Consider the following 18,110-nt stretch of genomic DNA (forward strand, 5'->3'; position numbering starts at 1 on the left):
AGGGTCATGACCGCCATCGAATCCCCCAACAGCATGTTCAGGACTCTGGGTATCGGCATGGAGTCGAATGCCCGCCAATACTGGCTTTTCCAGGTGGCCGGCTGGAGCGCCATGGGCCTGCTCAGCTATCTCAGCCTGACGCTCTGGTACAATCCCGGCCAGCTGGCCCCGGTGATCCACACGGTGTTGCAATCGGTGCTCGGTATCTTTGTCAGCCATCCGCTGCGCTGGGTTGCATCCGGGACCTGGAACATGCCGATGGTCCGGCGGGTCATCATCAATTCCATCGCCGTGCTGACCGCATCGCTCGTCTGGACGCTGCTTCGGCTCTATTCCTTCACCTGGCTGACAGGCGAGCCGATCCCGCTTTCCGACTGGGGCGGCTGGATGTTCGCCTCCATCGTCGTCTTCGGCGCCTGGACGTTCTGCTATTATGCGCTGAAATATTACCGCCACTGGATCATGGAGCACCAGCGCGCAGTGGAGGCGCAGAACGAAGCCCTGCGGGCCAGCGAGATCGCCCAGCGCGAGACACTGCGGCGCCTGGAAGCCGAGAAGCTCATCCGCGACACGCAGCTGCGCATGCTGAAATACCAGCTCAATCCGCACTTCCTGTTCAATGCGCTCAACTCTGTCTCCTGGCTCGTGCGCAAGGGCGATGCACCCGGCGCGACCGACATGCTGGCGAAGATCGGGAACTATCTGCGCGTCACGCTCGATCATTCGGACGAGATCCAGCACACGCTTGAAGAGGAGCTGGAAACGCTGGACCTCTATCTCGGCATTGAGAAAGTGCGCTTCGGCGACCGGCTCAATATCTCGCTGGACGTGGAGGACCGGGTGCGCGAGGCCGCTGTGCCAAGCCTCCTGCTGCAGCCGCTGTTCGAGAACAGCATCAAGTTCGCCGTCAGCCGTACGGTCGAGCCGACCACGATCCACCTCGATGCGAAACTGGTCGACGGGCGCCTGCACCTCCAGGTGCGCGACAACGGCCCCGGGGCTTTGCTGCCGGCCGACAACCAGAATGAGGAGCCCCAGGGCATCGGCCTGCTGAATGTCGAGCAACGCCTGCAGTCTGCCTTCGGGGATGAATGCGAGATCAGCTTCGACCGGCTTCAACCCAACGGGTTCGTCGTCGATATCGGCATGCCTGCCCAGACGCTCAGCGGACGGCCGCTTACCCCCTAGGCCGCCTCCCTTCAGAGGCCGTGATCCCAGTCCGGTTCGACCTCGCAGCGTTAGTCTGCGGAGCGCAGCCCGGCCTCCAGCACCGCCATGACATCAAGCGCATCCCGGGTCGCGACAGGGTTACTGCCTGTCCCGGCATAAGCATCGCGCAGCCCCGCATAGAACTGGCGGAAATCACCCCTGCGATTTGGCACGCGCCGGCGCTCGCCGCCGGTCGACACGAACTCACCCTCGACAGGATCCAACCCCCATTCACCCTCACCCGGCTTCAGCCCGGCCCTCGACTGGTCTTCCTGCCGGTCGAGTCCATGCTTGATCCAGCTGCCAAGTGTTCCGTGCACGCAATATCGTAGGCCATGGGCCGGGACGGACTGGGACATGTGGAGAATGATGCGGGCCTGCGGATAGCGCAGCAGCACGTGGGCATAGTCGGCCATTTCATCATTCGGTTTCAGGGCCGTGATGTCAGCATAGACCGATTGCGGCCGCCCGAACAGGCAAAGGGCCTGGTCGACAATATGCGCCCCGAGATCGAACCAGATGCCGCCCGGACGGCGATCTTTCCAGCGCTGGCCGGACTGTGGCTTGAACCGGTCATAATGCGCGTCGAACTGGACAATGTCCCCGAGGGCGCCGGTGTCGATCAGCCCTCTCAGCGTCAGGAAGTCGGCGTCCCAGCGCCGGTTGTGGAAGACACTCACCAGCCTGCCGCACTGGCCGGCAAGCGAGGCGACGTCCCGGGCTTCGGCCAGCGTGGGTGCGAACGGCTTGTCGACGACGACATGCCGGCCCGCCTTCAGCGCAGCGCTGGCCAGCGGCGCGTGCAGCTCATCGGGGCACGCCAGCACGATGGCGTCGACGGCCGGGTCTTCCAGCGCGTCATCAAGCGAACCGAAAACCTTTGTGTCCGGATGGTCGGCGATCACTTTGGCTGGATCGCTGGACACTGCCCCGACAAGATCGAGCCCGGGTGTCGCGGCAATCAGCGGGGCATGGAAGACCCGTCCGGCCAGGCCATAGCCGACCACGCACAGTCCGAACCGTCTATCCATGAAGCTCACCTCTCCCCTGCTCGGGCTTTGCCAGGGCTCATGCCCATGGTCCTTGCCGTTTCTGGTCCAGACCGTACCGGGCGGCAAGGGTGCAGGCTGACGGGTGGCCGTCGCCTCTTCCTGACAGACCAGACCGTCCGTCCACGTCGATCGGCCTCTTCGAAGCCGCTCGCAAAATTCGCCTCTTAGGCGAAAACTGTGACACTTAAAATTTAGGGTTTACAAAGGTTAACAAGGCCCTACTTTCATCGGTTGAGTGCTGGAGCTCGCACTCGGGGACAATGGGACACACGAAGCTCAGGGGACGTACAACCTACTTCAGCAGATTATCGTTTTACCTTTCGCCATGCCAATGCGCAGCCATTGGTCGCGACTTCATATCTCCCATTGCCGCGAAAAATCGCCGGACGGCCAAGGCTGTGCGGTTAAAACTGGCCGGACGCTGACGCAGAGCAGCACCGGTCGCTCATTAATACGACTCCGTGAAGTCGCGGCGTCTCGGATTCTAATGCGACTTCGATTGGTGGGGTCCTCCGATTAAGGGAACTAAAACGAATGAAGAAACTAGCATTTGCATCAGTGGCCGCTATCGCCCTGGCAGGCACAGCCTCCGCAGAGTTCATTCAGGCGCCTTCCGGCGGAAGCGCTGAGCTGGAAGTCGAAATCAACGGCGAGGTCGAGGAAATCTGCGGCATCACCGCAACGAGCAGCAGCCTGCTGATCGAATTCGACGATCTGGCCGACACGGACGGTTCGCTCAAATACCCGTTCGATTTCGGGGTTGTCTGCAACTCGGCTGGCGGCGCAATCCTCAGCGCAACCTCCGCCAATAGTGGCGCCCTCCTGCGCAATGGCACGGAAACCGGTGCCGGCAACGAGATCAGCTACAAGCTCAATATCGACCGCGGCGTCGATGGCCTGCCCTACACGACCGGCACCCCGCCGAAAGGCCTGGCTTCCCCGATCTCCTACACGATCAACGGGTCGACCGCGCTGCGCGAAGGCGCTGAAGTCGGTGGTCAGTTTGAGCTCAACGGCGTGAAGGGTCCGGACTTCCAGGGCGCACCGACCACGACGGTCTATGCCGGTGTGTACTCCGACACCGTCACGATCGCGCTGAGCGCACAATAAAAGCTGCCTTTGCAGACAGGTGGGGCCGGTCCGGACAGGATCGGCCCCATTATTGCTTGAACGATGCGGGGAGACGTCAGGAGTAGAGTTAACAATGCGCGACAGACTTGTAACGGCCGCAATCCTTTCCTTCGCCGCGCTGCTGGCGCCACTGGCTGCCTCCGCGTTCGAAGTCCAGCCCATGCGCCACTCCGTCTACCCTGCCAACGGGCAGACGGACGGGCTTCTGACCGTCAAGAATACGCGCAGCAAACCGCTGCCGGTCGAACTGGTCGTGGAGAAGCGGGTCTTCGGAGAAAATGGCGAGATCACGCTCGTTCCGGCTGAAGAAGACTTCGTTATCTTCCCCTTCCAGGCGCTGATCGAACCCGGCGGCTCGCAGGCCTTCCGCTTCCAGTATATCGGCGACCAGGCCCCCGAAGAGGAAGCGGCCTATACCATCCATGTCCGGGAAGTGCCCGTTGACCTGGAAGGCGGCTTCACGGGGCTGCGGTATGTCTACAGTTTCGGCGTCGTGGTCTATGTCGAGGACCAGCAGGCCCAGTCGGATCTCTCGGTTTCCGAGGTGACCCGCGATGGCGACGCCCTGCGGATTTCGCTGGTCAATTCAAGCCCCTCCTTCGCCCGCCTGACCAATGACCGGATCACGCTCTCACAGGGCGACCAGAAATTCGTTCTGGAGGGCGATTCCCTGATGAGTATTGCCGATCAGGTTGTCATTCCGCCGAACAGTGAGGCGATGCTGACCCTGAATCTCACCGATCTCGACGTGCAACCGGGAGACGTAAGTGTCGCGCTTCGAGAAACGCCGGACTGAGGGGGCCGCTCCGCGAGCATCTCCTGGGCAGACGCGGCGAGGGTCCCGGCTGGCCCTTCTGCTTGGCACGGCCGCAACCATTACCTGCCCCGTCGCCCTCGCGGACGATGTTTCCGAAACCGCCCGTCTGAATGAAGACATGCTGGTGGCGCTGAGGCCGCCGGCAACGGGCCCGGCCCGGCTGACGCCAAGGGCGGCCGACTATCTGAGCCTTGATGAGGCCGATATCGAGCCCGTCTCGAACGCCCTGCCCGAACTGCCCAGGACCCGCCTTGAGCCGTTCACGGACGATACGCGCAATATCCCGGCAAAACCGCCCGCAGCCCCGCCCAGCGTCCAGCCCTACCGCAAGGAAGAGGGCAAGCGCAGACGGTCTGACAGCGGCTCGGCAAAGCTGATCACCACTTTCGGCGGGCGGACGATCGGCTCTGTGTCGGTCGAGACATCGCACTCCGATATCCTGTCAGTGAGCGGTTCGGAGCTGGAGCAGCAACTCGCGCCGCTCCTGGACGACACGACGCGGCTGCTCCTGTCCCAATTCAGGAATGGCCCGGTCTCGCTGGTGCAGCTTCGCGCCATCGGCATCGAAGCGGAGCTGAATTCCGCGGCAATGACGCTGGACCTCTCCATCCCGTCCGGACGCGATGCCACGCTGGCCATCTATGCAGACCCTTCGGACACGGTAGAGGCCGCTAACCTCTCCATTCCGGCAGACCCGGCGGCGTGGGCACCTCCGACCATCCGTCCGGATACGAGTTTCGCGCCATCCCAAGCGGGCAATCCTTCGGCGGCGGTGTCCGGGTTCGACAGCGAGCCCGGCAACGCTGCGCAAAGCTTCGACGACGGATGGTCGCTGACCTTCGAGAACAGCGCCGATGCCGGCCAGCCCGATGCCGGCAAGGCGCCGCAGTTCATCGCCTTTCCGGAGAAGACGCTCGATCAGGAGGACGGCCGGCGGGCTGTCGAGGGCGCGCGCCGCCAGTCTCCCTCCGACGGGGTGCAGCCGGTCCGCTTCTTCACGCTCGACACTGTGCCGCCGCCGCCATCCTCGCCGGTCCGCTCCCAGCCCTCCCCGATGGAGGCGTTCCGGGAGAAGCAGTCGAAAGTCGTCACGATCGAGCTGATGACCACTTATCAGGGCCGCTCCATCGGGCCGATGGCGGTCGACACGACGCTGTCCGAAGTCGTGGCCGTGAACGCGCTGCACCTGCAGCAGAAGCTCGGGCCCCTGCTCGATGCCTCGACGCAGCTTCTTCTGTCGCAATTCGAGAGCGGCGCGATCCCGGTAGACCAGTTGCGGGCCATCGGCGTCGAGGCCGAGCTGGATCCGGCCACGCTGACCATGAGCATCGAGGCGCCGGCAAAACCGAACGGCCCGCTGGAGCTGAACCTTGGCGGGCGCGAGGCCCCTGAGGGCACCGAGACGGCCTATCCGGCGAAGGTCGCCGCCGGCCTCACCTCCACCTTTCTCTACAACCAGGATTTCGAAGACCCCGACAGCAGCACGCTGTCATCGGCCTTTTCGGGTTTCGTGAATTTTGGCGGGCCAACCGGGCTCAATCTCGACTATGGCGGCATCCTGACATTCGACGACGGGACGGGCGAGAGCCGGTACAATGCCGATCGCACCATCCTGTTCATGGACCGGCCCGACGAGGCGCTGAGATTCGAGGCCGGGACGCTCTACTCGCCCTTGTCCAACCTCGCCGGGGAAGCCGATTTTCTCGGCGTCGGCGTGACCAAGTCGTACCGGCAATTGCAGCCGACCCGCGTGCTGAGGCCGCTGGGCCAGCGCGCCTTCCAACTCAACCGTGCCAGCGAAGTGACCGTGCTGGTCGATGGCCAGGAGATTTCCCGCTTCAATGCGCCCGCCGGACCTGTCGAACTGAACGATATCCCGCTGGCCAATCTTTCGAACCGTGTTTCCATCGTCGTCGAAGACGAATTCGGCCGCCGCGAGACCGAGAGTTTCAGCATCGCATCCGATACGCTCCTCCTGCAGCCGGGCGTGTCGGAATATTCCTTCGGCATCGGCCAGAAGCGCGACCAGAGCCGGTCCGGCTTTCAGTATGAAGACCAGACTATCGCGCTCGGCAGTTTCCAGTATGGCCTGAGCCCCAATCTCACGGTGGGGGCCTATGGCTACGCGTCCGATGAGCAATCCCTTGCCGGAACACAGTCCGTGTTCGGGGTCCTGGACGGCATTGCACAGCTCGATTTCAGCGTCTCGGACTCCGATACGTCCGGATCGGGTTTCGCCTCCTCGGTCGACTATCGCTGGAACAGTTCACCATCCGAGCCGCGGGCGCAGAGTTTTGCGGTTGCCGTCGACTACCGGGACGAGAACTACGCCCCGGCGGGATCCTTCTTTGGGTCCGGCCAGAAGCTTGAAGCCTCGGCCTTTTACGAACGCCAGCTCAGCGAACGGGTCCGGGTCAGCCTGGCGGGGAACTATTCCGAGAACTATTTCACCGACTCGCCGTCCCATAGCGTCTCGATCGGCTCCAGCTACCAGCTCGGGCGCTTCTTTATCGGCGCGGGCGCGCGGGCTGGAACGCTGTCCAATGGAGAGGACGAGGTCGGCGGCTTCCTGACCGTGACACGCCGCCTCGGCCGGCGCAGCTCGCTGAATGGGCGCTACGACACAAGGAACGACTATAGCAGCCTGAGATACCGGCAGCCCTCGACGAACGATGTCGGAAGTTTCGGGTTCGAATCCGAGATCAGCCGCCGGAGCGGAGACGAAATGCTTCGCGGCGCGGCCGACTACACCGCCAACCGGTATCGCTCCCGCCTGGCGCTCACCCATGCCCAGCGGGACGGCGCCATGGACAACAGTACAACGATGTCGGCGCGCTTCCAGACGGGGCTCGCCTTCGCCGACGGCAAGCTCGGTCTCGGCCGCGATCCGGGACGCGGCTTCGTCATGGTCGACCGGCACAAAAGCCTCGAAGATGCGCAGGTTTCCATCCGCTCGCGCGGGCGCGATGGCGTCAGGGCGACATCCGGCCTTTTCGGACCGGCCGTCTCCCAGGTCAATTCGCCCTTCGTGCCGACGACGACACTGGTGGATGTGAGCGATGCGCCGATCGGCTACAATATTGGCGAAGGATCGTATTACAGCGTGCCGGGTGCGCGCTCGGGCATCAGCATCACCGTCGGCGCCGATGACTTCCGCAGCGCGGTCGTCACCTTCCTGGCCTATGGTGAACCCGTCAGCCTGACAGCCGGCACCGTCACCAACCTCGAGACCGGCGAGACCCAAGTCACATTTACAAACCGGGCCGGCCGGGCCTTGATATCAAACCTCGTACCCGGCAGGTACAGGCTTGAGTTTGCAGGGACCAAGCTCGCCTTTGAATTCGACGTCGAAAAAGATAGCGACGCCTTCACAAATCTCGGTACGGTCGATCTAACCGAAGGGGACATGCCATGAAGACTGCCGCAGCCGCCATCTCTGCCCTGTGCTTGCTGGTGCCGGCAGGCGCCGCTCATGCATGCACCGAGTTCAACCTGGTCGCGCAGCAGATCGGCGAGACGGGATACAATCCCAATGGCCTCTCTCCGGTGGCCATGCAGATCGAGCTGTTCCTGCTCGACGGGCCCGCCGACCAATCGTGCGCGTCCAATACAGTGGAAATCACCAGCCAGACGACCCAGGGCGTGCGCGATCTCGTCATGGGCGGGTCGGTCATCGCCGGAACGACGCCGCCCGGCCAGTCCGTCTTCTCTTCCTACACTGACAAGACGCTGCGGCTGTCGCCGCAGGCGGTCGACCAGCTGGTCTCGGCCGGCCGGCTCGTCTTCGACTACACCTGGATCGAGCCTGGCGGTTTCTATCCGGCCGGCCTCTATACCAGCCTCCTGAGTGTCGACGTGAACGGCATCGAGATGGCGACGGTCGAACCGGATGTGACGGTCTACCCCGCCGTGCGCCTGCTCGGCGAAGCCTCGAACGGCTACAAGAAGGTGGATTTCGAGACGCTTCAGAGCCACGAGGAAATCACCACAGACTTCGTCTACCAGTCGAATGCGAAGCTCACCGTGACCGCGCACTCGCTGAACAATGGCGCGCTGGTCCACGAGGATGGCGTGAACATCTACTCGGTGCCGTATTCGGCGTTCATAAACGACCAGAAGATTGCAACGAATGGCGCCCAGTCCCTCAACCTGAACACCCAGGCGGGCCAGGCTGGCAGCAGCTCGATCCGTCTGCGGCTTGGCGATATCGGCGCGCCAGTGGCTGGTCAGTATGCTGACGTCCTGACGCTGAGCATCACGACCGACTGACCGGCCTCTTCCTCAGCTGGCCTCGACACCAATGGCGAGGCTGGCAAGGTCTGCCGGGTCATTGGTAAAATCGATCTCGATAATCTGGACGCCGGGCCGGTCCGGACTGACCTCGATGCCTGCTGGCGACACCGACGGAGTCTGCCCGGCATTCTGGAAGGGGCGGACTGCCGAAACATCGAGGTTCGGCACACCGTCCAGTGTCAGCATGAAGCTGTTCGCATTGCAGGCCGTCTCCACACGCAGCTGGCTACCGGACGCGCTCGGAAGCGGCTCGACGTTTGCGACCACGCAGCGCGTGGGCACAACGGCGCCGAGGCTCAGGGTCAGGTCATCCTGCGCCATCGCCGCCGCGGAGGCAGAAGACGCCATCAGCAGCGCGAAGACTGAAACCTTCAATATGTTATCGGTTCGCATAGGGGACACGATTAGCAGCGGGACATTTCAAATCACTTACACGTGTAAGGCGAAATGGCCACAGATGCGAACCAAAAACTGGAGACTATCAACAACATTCTGTTCTGCGCGGCGCGACGGTCATGCTGGCGACGGCGTGGCCAGATTTTGCGTCGTCAGAATGAGGCCGGCGCCCGGTCTCTGACGACACCCCGTCCACGGCGCCGCCCTCCCCCCACTTGCCGGCATATGGCCGTGGGCGCGCTTCATGGTACACTGATGCCATGAGCTATGATGTTGGTGCTGGCGATCTGGTGCTCTGCGTGAACGCAGCCCCGAACCATGTAACGGGCGAAGCTGTACCGCTTGTTGCAGGAGAGACCTATCGGGTCCTGGGCATCATGCCATTCCTTTGCCCTTGCGGGCGGTCCGATGCCCTGCTCGATGTCGGCATCGGTTTTGCCTGGTGCCAGACGCGTTTCCGGCTGCTGCCCAAGCCGAAGGCGAAGACGCGGATACGCAAGGCTTCGACCCCGAAGGAACTCGAAAAGACGAGATGAAACGAGCCTCGGCGAGCGTGGCTTCGCCTGTACCGGTCGGGCACAGCTGGAAGCGCGGGCGCATACCATGAAACCGGCCTAATCGTCATTCGAGCCCCGGACAAATTCGTCTCTGAGCCGACATATTGCGCCGCGAAATTCGCCCCTTGCGCGAACATCTGCGCCGTAAAAAAATTTAGGGTTTACAAAGGTTAACTACCCTCTAAATTCGTAGGCTGAGTGTTTGAGCTCGCACTCGGGGACAATGGGACACTCGAAGCTCAGGGGACGTACAGCCAGTTCGGCAAACCAACGCCATTCAGCGTATTCGTTTCCGGAAGCATCCGCTTCTGGTGAGCGATGCCATCGTCCCGGCGCCCAGGCCTGAAGGCAGATCGCCTCCATGTCCGGCGCGAGACAGGCTGAATCCTTTCTGGCAGGCCGCTGCGCCGCCGGACAAAGAGCAGGTGAGGTGTTCCGGCTAGTGGAGTAAGCGAATGAAAAAGGTCGCAATCGTATCTATGGCAACGCTTGCCCTGGCGGGCACGGCGTCGGCCGAATTCAACCAGGCGCCTCCGGGCGGAAGCGCTGAACTGACCATCGAGATTACCGGCGAGGTCGAAGAGATCTGCGGGATCACAGCCTCAAGCAACAGTCTCTCCATCGATTTCGGCGAGCTGTCCGGCACTGACGCGCAGATCACCAGGGGCATCACATTTGGCCTGCTCTGCAACGCGGCGGGCGGCGCGCGTGTGGAAGTCTCCTCCGCCAATGACGGCTACCTGCTGCGCGACGGCACGGAGACAGGTCCCGGCAACCAGATCCCCTACACCTTCGATCTCGACAAGGGACCGGACGAGTTCTCCTACGCGCTCGGCACGCGCCCGGTCAGCCTGGAGACCGACCGCACCTTCAACATTGCGGGATCAGAAGCCCTGCGTGAGGGCCGTGATGTCGGCGCCTATATCGTCGTGCGCGGCGTGAAGGGCCCGGACTTCCAGGGCGCGCCGACCACGACGGTCTATGCCGGCGCCTATTACGACATCGTCACCGTTTCCCTGTCTGCGCAATAGGCACGGCAGACTCGGTGTTCAGGCGCCGACTTCGCTCCTGAACGCACCCGGCGTTTTTCCCACCCACCGCTTGAACGCGCGCGTAAAGGCGCTCTGTTCGGAAAAGCCGGTGAGGAACGCGATCTCCGCGAGCGAATAGCTGGTTTCACCCATCAGCGACTGCGCGAGTTCCAGGCGGGCCTGATTGACCAGGTTCTGATAGGTGACCCCGCTATCGGCCAGGCGCCGCTGCAAGGTCCGCGCGCTCATACCAAGACTTTCCGCGACCTGCCCCAGGGGCGGCACGCCTTCTGTCAGAAGGTCCGCTATCTGCAGCACCAGCTGGCGCTCGAACGGCACCTCCTCCTCGGGCAGGTTTTCCTCGACATGCGAGGCAAAGAAATTCCAGATGCTCTCGTCCCCGACGAGGTTCGGCATGTCGAGGCGCGCCGCCGGCAGGACGATGGCGTCGACATCCGCGCCAAAGGTCACAGGGCACCGGGAATGCGCCTCGAGGGCTTTCTGGCTGCCGATGGCCTGGTGGCGAAATTGCACCGCTTGCGGACGGTTTTGCGCGCCGGTCGCTTCGCGGCAGATATTCACATACGTCGCCAGGGCCCCCTCATTGGAAAGATACATGCCCAGCCGGTCCGGCGTCGTGCGTGTATGGGTCCACAGATACGTGTCGCCATTCTCGACCAGTTCGAATGACGACGCCGTATTATAGAGTCGCGAGTACCGGTCCATCCGCCGGAACGACCGGCGAAGATCCGGCGCCGATTTCCAGGCCAGCCCCACAGCACCGAGGTCCGCGCAGCTGATCGACCGCGAAACGCGGATGTGAAACCCGATATCGGGCCGCTCATGTTCGGCGATCGTCTCCAGCAGGCTGTAATAGTCCGTATCGGACACCATGACCGTCTGGTCCGGCGGCGACGCCATGTCCAGGCCACAGGACCGGAACAGGGCTTCGCGGTCGAGCTGCGGCCCTGCCTCACTGATCATCCTGACGGCAAACAGAGCCGACATTTGCGCCATTACATTCCGCGGCCGACCTGCCACGCCCCCTGACCATCACGCCTCAGCGCACTCACTTTAGGGGCTTTTTTCGAAGGTTCAAACGTTCCGCCGGGCGAAGTTGACGCGCGCGGTCAAAAACATGTCGCACGCCGTCAATACGGGCAGGCCTGCCCGCCGATAGCTTTGCCACACCTTGAACCGGACAGCGGACATACGGGCTAGAGAGGCCTCACTGCGAACCGGCTCGAGAGTTGTGCAAAACCGACCTGGAGACCTGTTGCCATGCCTAATCCGAACCCCAAATCCGCCCCGATCATGACGATCGTCGTATCCGCCACGGTTGCGATTTCCGTCTATGCCGGCGCCGCAACCGCGCAGGCTGAAAAGAGCCGGGCGGCGACCGCGACACTGCCGCCGATCAATGATGGCCTGCCCATGCCGGGCTTCGACATCGTTCCCGGTGAAACCGCCATAGTGGTGACCGATCCGCAAAACGACTTCCTTTCACCCCAAGGCGTCACCTGGGGCGTCGTCGGCCAGAGCATTACGGAAAACCGCACCGTCCAGAACATCGAGGCCCTGTTCAAGGCATCCGGCGAGACGGGCATGCCGCTCTTCATCTCGCCGCACTATTACTATGAGCACGACCATCGCTGGGAATTTGAAGGCACGCTCGAGACGCTGATGCACTCCATCGGCATGTTCGACCGCCCGAATGCACTGGATCTCGAAGGCTTTGAAGGGTCCGGCGCCGACTGGCTGGAGCAGTACAAGCCTTATATCGAGAACGGCAAGACTGTCGTGACAAGTCCGCACAAGGTCTACGGCCCCGACAGCAATGACCTTGCCCTGCAACTTCGCAAGGCCGGCATTTCGAAAGTGATCCTCGCCGGCATGTCGTCGAACCTGTGCACCGAGTCGCACATGCGCGGCCTGATCGAACAGGGCTTTGAGGTCATGGTTGTCACGGACGCGACCGCCGGCGCGATCACCGAGCACTACAATGGCTACGAAGCCTCGCTCACCAACTTCCGGATGATCGCCAGCAAGGTCGACAACACCGCCAATACGGTGAAGGCGATCAAGGCTGCCTATCGCCGGTAACCCGCCCCCTGAAGGTCATCCGGTCCGCTCCCCGAACTCCTCGTGACCCGGATGACCCTCTCGCGCCCGGCTGGCACACCGCCGTTCTCCCCGCCGGCCGGGCGCCTCCCATCCCTTTCGCCAGCGTCACCAAATGCCCCGTGTCGCTGAACGAAGCCCTGCTGTGCCGTTCGCTCCCCGCAACCCACAGCGCCCTCAGACCGGCTGCGCCCCTGCAGCCTCAAACTCAAAAGGAATAGACCAATGACTTCCAGACTTCTTCTTGCCGGTACGATGCTGGCGCTTGCTTGCGTTCCAGCCCTGCCAAGCTTTGCCGAGGATGAGCACAATGTCTCAACAGGCATCACCGCGTCCGGCGCCCCGCTCGGCGTGCATGGTGTCGATACGGTTGCGCTTTCAACGCTGAATGCGGTTGCCGAAGGCGATGCCGCGCACACTGTCGTCAACGATGGCGTCGCCTACTATTTCGCGTCCGAGGAATCAGCCCGCCGCTTCAAGGCCGACCCTGCCAAGTACAAGCCGCAATATGGCGGGTTCTGCGCCTATGCCGTCGCTGTCGGCAAGAAGTTCGATGGAGACCCGCACTATGCCGACATCGTGGACGGCAAGCTCTACCTCTTCGTCAATGCCGCCATCTTCGAGAAGTACAAGAAGGACCGAAAGGGCACGATCGCCAGGGCCGAGAAGACCTGGCCCAGCATCAAGCACAAGGCTGTTGGCGACCTGTAGCGCCCGGCCAGGCGGCCCGGCATGTCCGGGCCGCCGCCCCACCCCTCAATTCCCGGAGAAGACCGATGCGCAAGCCCCTTCCCCCCTTCAGCCTTGAAACCGCGACGGAGAAAGTCCGCCTCGCCGAAGATGGCTGGAACAGCCGCGATCCCGAAAAGGTGTCGATGGCCTATGCAACCGACAGCCTCTGGCGCAACAGGCGGCTGTTCATCTACGGCCGCTGCGAGATCGTCCGCTTCCTCGAATGGAAATGGCGCCAGGAGCACGACTACCGACTCGTCAAGGAGCTCTTCGCCTTCCACGAAAACCGCATCGCTGTGCGCTATGCCTATGAGTACCACAATGATGAGGGCGACTGGTTCCGCGCTTACGGCAACGAAAACTGGGAGTTCGATGACAACGGCCTGATGAAACGCCGCCATGCCAGCATCAACGACCTGCCGATCCGCGAGGAGGAAAGACTGCTCTACTGGCCGCTTGGCCGCCGCCCGGATTCCTATCCGGGTCTGACCGAGCTCGGTCTATAGACAGGTGCCCGTGTCGCGGGCCCGTCAGAAGGCGTACTTGCTTGGCGGCACACCGAACGCCTTCTGGAACATGGCGCAGAAGGCGCTCGGGCTTTCATAGCCGACATCCATGGCAACGGACGTGACCGGCGATCCGGTGGACAGCAGCGACAGCGCTTCAAGCAGGCGGACCTGCTGGCGCCAGACCGCGACCCCCATCCCCGTCTCGCGCTTGAAGGCGCGGGTGAAGGAACGCCGGCTCATCCCGGCCACGGCCGCCCATTCATTCGTGTCGCGTGGATCGGACGGATCTTCCAGGATCTGGCGGCAGACCCGCACCAGGCGCCGGTCGTTCGGCATCGGCGCCGCATACGGGATCTTCGGGGAATCGAGCAGTTCACGGATGAGCAGGTTGATGACCTGCTCGTCGCGCGCGCTGAGTTCGACATCCAGCGGAATCTGGGTGACTTCGATGATCAGCGCTTTCAGCAGCTGGCTGACCTCGACGATGTGGCAATACGGGTCGCCGCGCTCATAACGCGGATCGATGTAGAGCGAGCGAAGCGATACCGGCCCCCGGCAGGAGACTTCATGCGGCACGCCGCTCGGAATCCAGACGGCGCGCTGGGGCGGGATCACATAGCTGGTCGTATCGGTGACAACCGACATCACGCCCGCGCTGGCATAGAGCAGCTGGATGCGTTCGTGCGAGTGGGCAGGGTCCCGGAAGCTGGCGGGATACTCATCGGCCAGGCCAACGACGGCCCTGCAGTCCAGATCGATATCAACGGTGCTCTTCATGGCAGGCTCATTTCTTCTCGACAGGCCCGGGATGATGCCAGCTGCAGGAGACATGACAATTCAGTGACGCCGTAAGTGGCCCAATAGAAGCAATATATGACCTGATTGCACGCCGATGGCCACATTCATGACCGCCAGTGCCGCCTGTTTGTGCAGGCGCCAGGCTTTGCAGGACCGCTAAGGGATGCGTGTCAGCGCATGCTCATCGAGCGTCTCGCCATCATAGAGATGGCCATGCTTCATGACGAAGCGCACGTTTTCAATGGCCCGGATGTCGGCGGTGGGATCACCTTCCAGCACGACAAGATCGGCGACCTTGCCAGCCTCCAGGCTGCCCAGGCTGTCATCGCGGGCAATCGTGCCGGCACTGCCCATCGTGGCCGCCCAGAGTGCTTCTGCGGGCGCCCATCCACCCTCGACATAGGCTTCGATCTCCCAGATCGTGCCGAGCGCCGGAAGATCCCCGTGCGCACCGACGCCCACGAGGCCGCCCGCCTCAAAGATGCGATGGGCGCTGGCCGCAACCGTCTTGTAAAGGAAGGCGTTCTCATCAGGTGCCTCGACGCCGGCGAATTCGCGCTCAATGAACCATTCCGGCGCGAAGCGCGCATATTTGGTGTCCTCAAGCGGCTGCCGGCGGGCGATGAAGCTGGTATCAGCCGGCGTGCCGCCATGCGTGATCATCAGGGTCAATGTGCTGCTTGTCCCGCTCTGCGCGAACAGCTCTGTCACATCCCGGTGGAGCACAGGCGGCGGCAGGGCATGCTCATTGCCTGAGTACCCGTCCAGAATCTGGCTGAGCCCCAACTTGAAGGACAGCGCCCCTTCCGTGGTCGGCGTCATGCCGAGCCTGTTCGCGGCATCGGCAAACCACTGGCGCACGCGCCGGTTACCGACGCGGTACTGCTTCAAGTTCCGGGTGCGGTAGTGGTCGCGATAGCGCGTCAGCACGGCCTCGACCTCGGCCAGCGACCGGAAATCATGATAGTCGAAGATCGCCGGCCCGGTGGAATAGAGCCGCGAGCCGATAACCGCGCCGCTCGCGACAAGGTCCTCATAGGTGAACATGTCGATGGTCAGCGAGGACGGGTCGAACAGGGTGGTGATGCCGTAGGCGAGATTGGTCTTCAGCCCCCAGGCATCGAACTGCAGGACATCCCTGCGAATATCGGCGACGTGGTAGTGCGCGTCGATGAGACCGGGAATGACGTATTTGCCCGAGAGGTCGATGCGCGCGACGCCTTCATCGGCGCTCACTGTTCCCGCGGGCCCAATGGCAGCGATCCGGCCATCCTTCAGCAATATCTCCGCGCCTTCGATCCTTCGGGCGGGATCGGAGCGATCATCCATCGGGAAAACGGTCGCGCCGGTCAGCAACACCTGCTGCCCGGGCCTCTCTCTCGGCACAGTGATCGCGATGTCGCGGACATCGTCATAGCCGCGTTCGACCGGGACCGGCCTGTCACTGCGCGGTGCATCAAAGTCGACATCGCCGAGCGGCAGCCGGTACAGCGTCGGGCCGACGGTCCAGAACAGACAGTCGCCATTGCAGCTCCAGCCAAAATAGTCGGCACCGATATCGGTGATGCGGACATGCTCGGTGGCGGGCGCGGACAGGTTCACCGTCTCGCCCGGCGTTCGAGGCAGCCGGTAGAGGTGCAGCTGCTGGGCGATCTGGGCGAGTGCCCATTGCCCGTCCGGCGAGACGCGGAGGTCATCGGCGGCGGCCGCGCCTTCGGCGAAATACCAGTTCGCACCTTCAGCCTGTGTGACAACGGTACGCTCGCCGGTTTCCAGCGAAACCGCTCCCACGCCCTTGCCGGAATTGAACAGGACGCGCCCCGGCTCGCCCGAGAAATGCGGACGCCCGCCAAGACGGCCGGAGGCGAGGATGCGCGGCCCGCTGCCATCAAGCGGGATGAGCACGAGCTCAGCCTCGCGCAGCTGGCCATACTCCATATAGGTTTCACGCCGGTCATCCGCGCTGGAGCGAACGGCGATGATCGCCGTCCCGTCAGGCGTGAAGACGGGGTGGGTATAGAACGCCGCCTCGGCGGTTACCTGCTGCAGCGCCGTGCCATCTGGCCGGGATGTCCAGACCTGGCCGCCATCGGCCCTGGACCAGCTGACGAAGGCGAGCCGTGTACCGTCCGCCGACCAGGCGGGGTGATAGGTCGACTCCATGGCTTCGGTCAGCCGCTTCGGCGCCCCCTCGCCCATCAACGGCGCTGTGTAGACGTTGCCAAGCGCCGAGAAGGCGATCGCGTCGCCGTCCGGCGACAACGAAGGCGACATGAGCAGGCGCGCACGGACAGGGCCGCTCTCAAGCGGAATCTGAGAGCGCACCAGGGGCCCGAGCGGCTGGTCGACCTCGGCGGTGAAAGCAATATCCGATGGCCCTTCACCTGAAAGCGGGAAGCGCGTGATCTGGCCACCTGTATTGGCAATCAGCGCCGAGCCATCGGGGGTGAAATCGAAACGCGGCACGCCGTCATGCCAGAGGCTGGCCTGCAGGGAATCCGGATCCAGCATGCCAATCGTTTCCGTCTCGCCGCTCGCAAGGTCGAGCCGCTGAAGGCGTGTCGTATTGCCATGGCGTTCAGCATAGGCGAGCTGGCGGGCATTCGGAGACAGGCGCGGACGGAAAGCGGGGTGGTCCTTGCTGCCGGCCAGGACGGTTTCATCGCCAGTGTCTGTATCGAGCGAAATCACTTTCCAGGCCGAAAATTCGTCGAAGGCAGCCGTCTCTTCGCTGAGAGAGGCGAGATAGAGCGTGCGCCCGTCCGGCGCGAACTGGGCGCCGAGCGAACTGACGGGTTCGCCCTCCTCGGTGTCCGGCCCGGTCGACCGCAGGACGCGGCCCATGGCGCCGGGTGCGGTGTCGAACTGCCAGAGCTCGTAGGCATTCCGGTCCGACCAGAAGCGCGACACGGTGATGGTGTTCCCGTCCGGGCCCCATTCAGGCGAGATCCAGACAGGGTTGTCGTCGTGGAAGGAAATCTGGCGCACATTCGCGCCGTCCCTGTCCATGATCCAGAGGTTTTCAGCGCCTGAGCGGTCGCTCAGGAAGGCGATCGAACCGCCATCGGGCGAGAAGACCGGCTGGGTGTCGAGCGCCAGCCCCCGGGTCAGCGCGTCTGCCTCACCGCCACTGATCGGCAGGCGGTAGATGTCGCCCAGCATGTCGAAGACAATGGAGTCGCCGTCAGGCGAAACGTCCAGCGAGAGGTGGGTGCCCTCCCCAATCGTGAACGACACGGTGCGGGACGCCTCAAGTGGCAAGGTCTGGCCCGGGCGTGCCGCGGGCGTGGCAGGCTTGCCGGATATACCGGGTGTTTCAGCGCGCTCGGGCTGGACCGTTGCGGGCTGCGTGCCGTCCTGCCGGATGCAGCCCGGCGCCACGCTGAGCAGCATGGCGCCGAGTGTGCAAATCAGTCTGGTCGAAAGACGGGAGGACCGGTCTGGCGTCTGGTGTGTCATACGGT

The 18,110-nt window shown here is 63.2% G+C and carries 15 protein-coding genes; 10 read left to right on the forward strand and 5 right to left on the reverse strand.

Annotated features, from left to right (window positions below; genetic code table 11):
- Positions 1 to 6 precede the first annotated feature (6 nt).
- Positions 7 to 1,188, forward strand: a complete 1,182-nt coding sequence (locus tag D1223_RS15100) for a sensor histidine kinase (protein ID WP_119377266.1) — start codon at positions 7 to 9, stop codon at positions 1,186 to 1,188.
- A 50-nt stretch (positions 1,189 to 1,238) separates the two neighbouring features.
- Here the strand turns inward: D1223_RS15100 and D1223_RS15105 are convergent, their stop codons facing one another.
- On the reverse strand, positions 1,239 to 2,240 hold the full coding sequence (locus D1223_RS15105) for an oxidoreductase (RefSeq protein ID WP_119377267.1): 1,002 nt from the start codon (positions 2,238 to 2,240) through the stop codon (positions 1,239 to 1,241).
- A gap of 555 nt (positions 2,241 to 2,795) precedes the next feature.
- Between D1223_RS15105 and D1223_RS15110 the strand changes: the two genes are divergently transcribed.
- The 4 genes from D1223_RS15110 (at position 2,796) to D1223_RS15125 (ending at position 8,478) form a co-directional block, all read left to right on the forward strand.
- A complete protein-coding gene (locus D1223_RS15110; protein WP_147372861.1) occupies positions 2,796 to 3,371 on the forward strand; it encodes a hypothetical protein in 576 nt (191 codons plus the stop codon).
- Between the two features lie 94 nt (positions 3,372 to 3,465).
- On the forward strand, positions 3,466 to 4,188 hold the full coding sequence (locus tag D1223_RS15115; protein ID WP_119377269.1) for a fimbrial biogenesis chaperone: 723 nt from the start codon (positions 3,466 to 3,468) through the stop codon (positions 4,186 to 4,188).
- On the forward strand, positions 4,160 to 7,624 hold the full coding sequence (locus tag D1223_RS15120) for a fimbria/pilus outer membrane usher protein (RefSeq protein ID WP_119377270.1): 3,465 nt from the start codon (positions 4,160 to 4,162) through the stop codon (positions 7,622 to 7,624). The genes D1223_RS15115 and D1223_RS15120 overlap by 29 nt, the downstream gene beginning before the upstream one ends.
- Positions 7,621 to 8,478, forward strand: a complete 858-nt coding sequence (locus D1223_RS15125; protein ID WP_119377271.1) for a hypothetical protein — start codon at positions 7,621 to 7,623, stop codon at positions 8,476 to 8,478. Before D1223_RS15120 ends, D1223_RS15125 begins: the two co-directional genes overlap by 4 nt.
- 12 nt (positions 8,479 to 8,490) lie before the next feature.
- Here D1223_RS15125 and D1223_RS15130 read toward each other — a convergent pair whose 3' ends face one another.
- Positions 8,491 to 8,877 carry a hypothetical protein gene (locus tag D1223_RS15130; protein WP_119377272.1) on the reverse strand — a complete coding sequence of 129 codons (387 nt, stop codon included), beginning with the start codon at positions 8,875 to 8,877 and terminating at the stop codon, positions 8,491 to 8,493.
- A gap of 281 nt (positions 8,878 to 9,158) precedes the next feature.
- On the opposite strand from D1223_RS15130, the gene D1223_RS15135 reads away from it, so the two are divergent.
- Both D1223_RS15135 and D1223_RS15140 read left to right on the forward strand, forming a co-directional pair.
- Positions 9,159 to 9,434, forward strand: coding sequence for a hypothetical protein (locus D1223_RS15135; protein WP_119377273.1), 276 nt, complete (start codon positions 9,159 to 9,161; stop codon positions 9,432 to 9,434).
- A gap of 476 nt (positions 9,435 to 9,910) precedes the next feature.
- A complete protein-coding gene (locus D1223_RS15140) occupies positions 9,911 to 10,486 on the forward strand; it encodes a hypothetical protein (RefSeq protein WP_147372863.1) in 576 nt (191 codons plus the stop codon).
- Positions 10,487 to 10,504: 18 nt separating this feature from the next.
- Here D1223_RS15140 and D1223_RS15145 read toward each other — a convergent pair whose 3' ends face one another.
- A complete protein-coding gene (locus D1223_RS15145; protein ID WP_158588506.1) occupies positions 10,505 to 11,494 on the reverse strand; it encodes an AraC family transcriptional regulator in 990 nt (329 codons plus the stop codon).
- 273 nt (positions 11,495 to 11,767) lie between these two features.
- Between D1223_RS15145 and D1223_RS15150 the strand changes: the two genes are divergently transcribed.
- From D1223_RS15150 to D1223_RS15160, 3 genes are all read left to right on the forward strand, one after another.
- Positions 11,768 to 12,589: an isochorismatase family protein gene (locus D1223_RS15150; protein ID WP_233353201.1), complete on the forward strand. Its 822-nt coding sequence runs from the start codon at positions 11,768 to 11,770 to the stop codon at positions 12,587 to 12,589.
- Positions 12,590 to 12,832: 243 nt separating this feature from the next.
- Positions 12,833 to 13,318, forward strand: a complete 486-nt coding sequence (locus D1223_RS15155; protein ID WP_119377276.1) for a YHS domain-containing (seleno)protein — start codon at positions 12,833 to 12,835, stop codon at positions 13,316 to 13,318.
- A gap of 65 nt (positions 13,319 to 13,383) precedes the next feature.
- Positions 13,384 to 13,845: a nuclear transport factor 2 family protein gene (locus tag D1223_RS15160; RefSeq protein WP_119377277.1), complete on the forward strand. Its 462-nt coding sequence runs from the start codon at positions 13,384 to 13,386 to the stop codon at positions 13,843 to 13,845.
- Positions 13,846 to 13,869: 24 nt separating this feature from the next.
- Here D1223_RS15160 and D1223_RS15165 read toward each other — a convergent pair whose 3' ends face one another.
- Positions 13,870 to 14,625, reverse strand: coding sequence for an AraC family transcriptional regulator (locus tag D1223_RS15165; protein ID WP_119377278.1), 756 nt, complete (start codon positions 14,623 to 14,625; stop codon positions 13,870 to 13,872).
- A gap of 177 nt (positions 14,626 to 14,802) precedes the next feature.
- Positions 14,803 to 18,105 (reverse strand): amidohydrolase family protein, encoded by a 3,303-nt coding sequence (locus D1223_RS15170; protein WP_119377279.1) that lies wholly within the window; start codon positions 18,103 to 18,105, stop codon positions 14,803 to 14,805.
- Between the last annotated feature and the right edge of the window lie 5 nt (positions 18,106 to 18,110).

The organism is Henriciella mobilis (assembly GCF_003576285.1).
GTDB lineage: Bacteria > Pseudomonadota > Alphaproteobacteria > Caulobacterales > Hyphomonadaceae > Henriciella > Henriciella mobilis.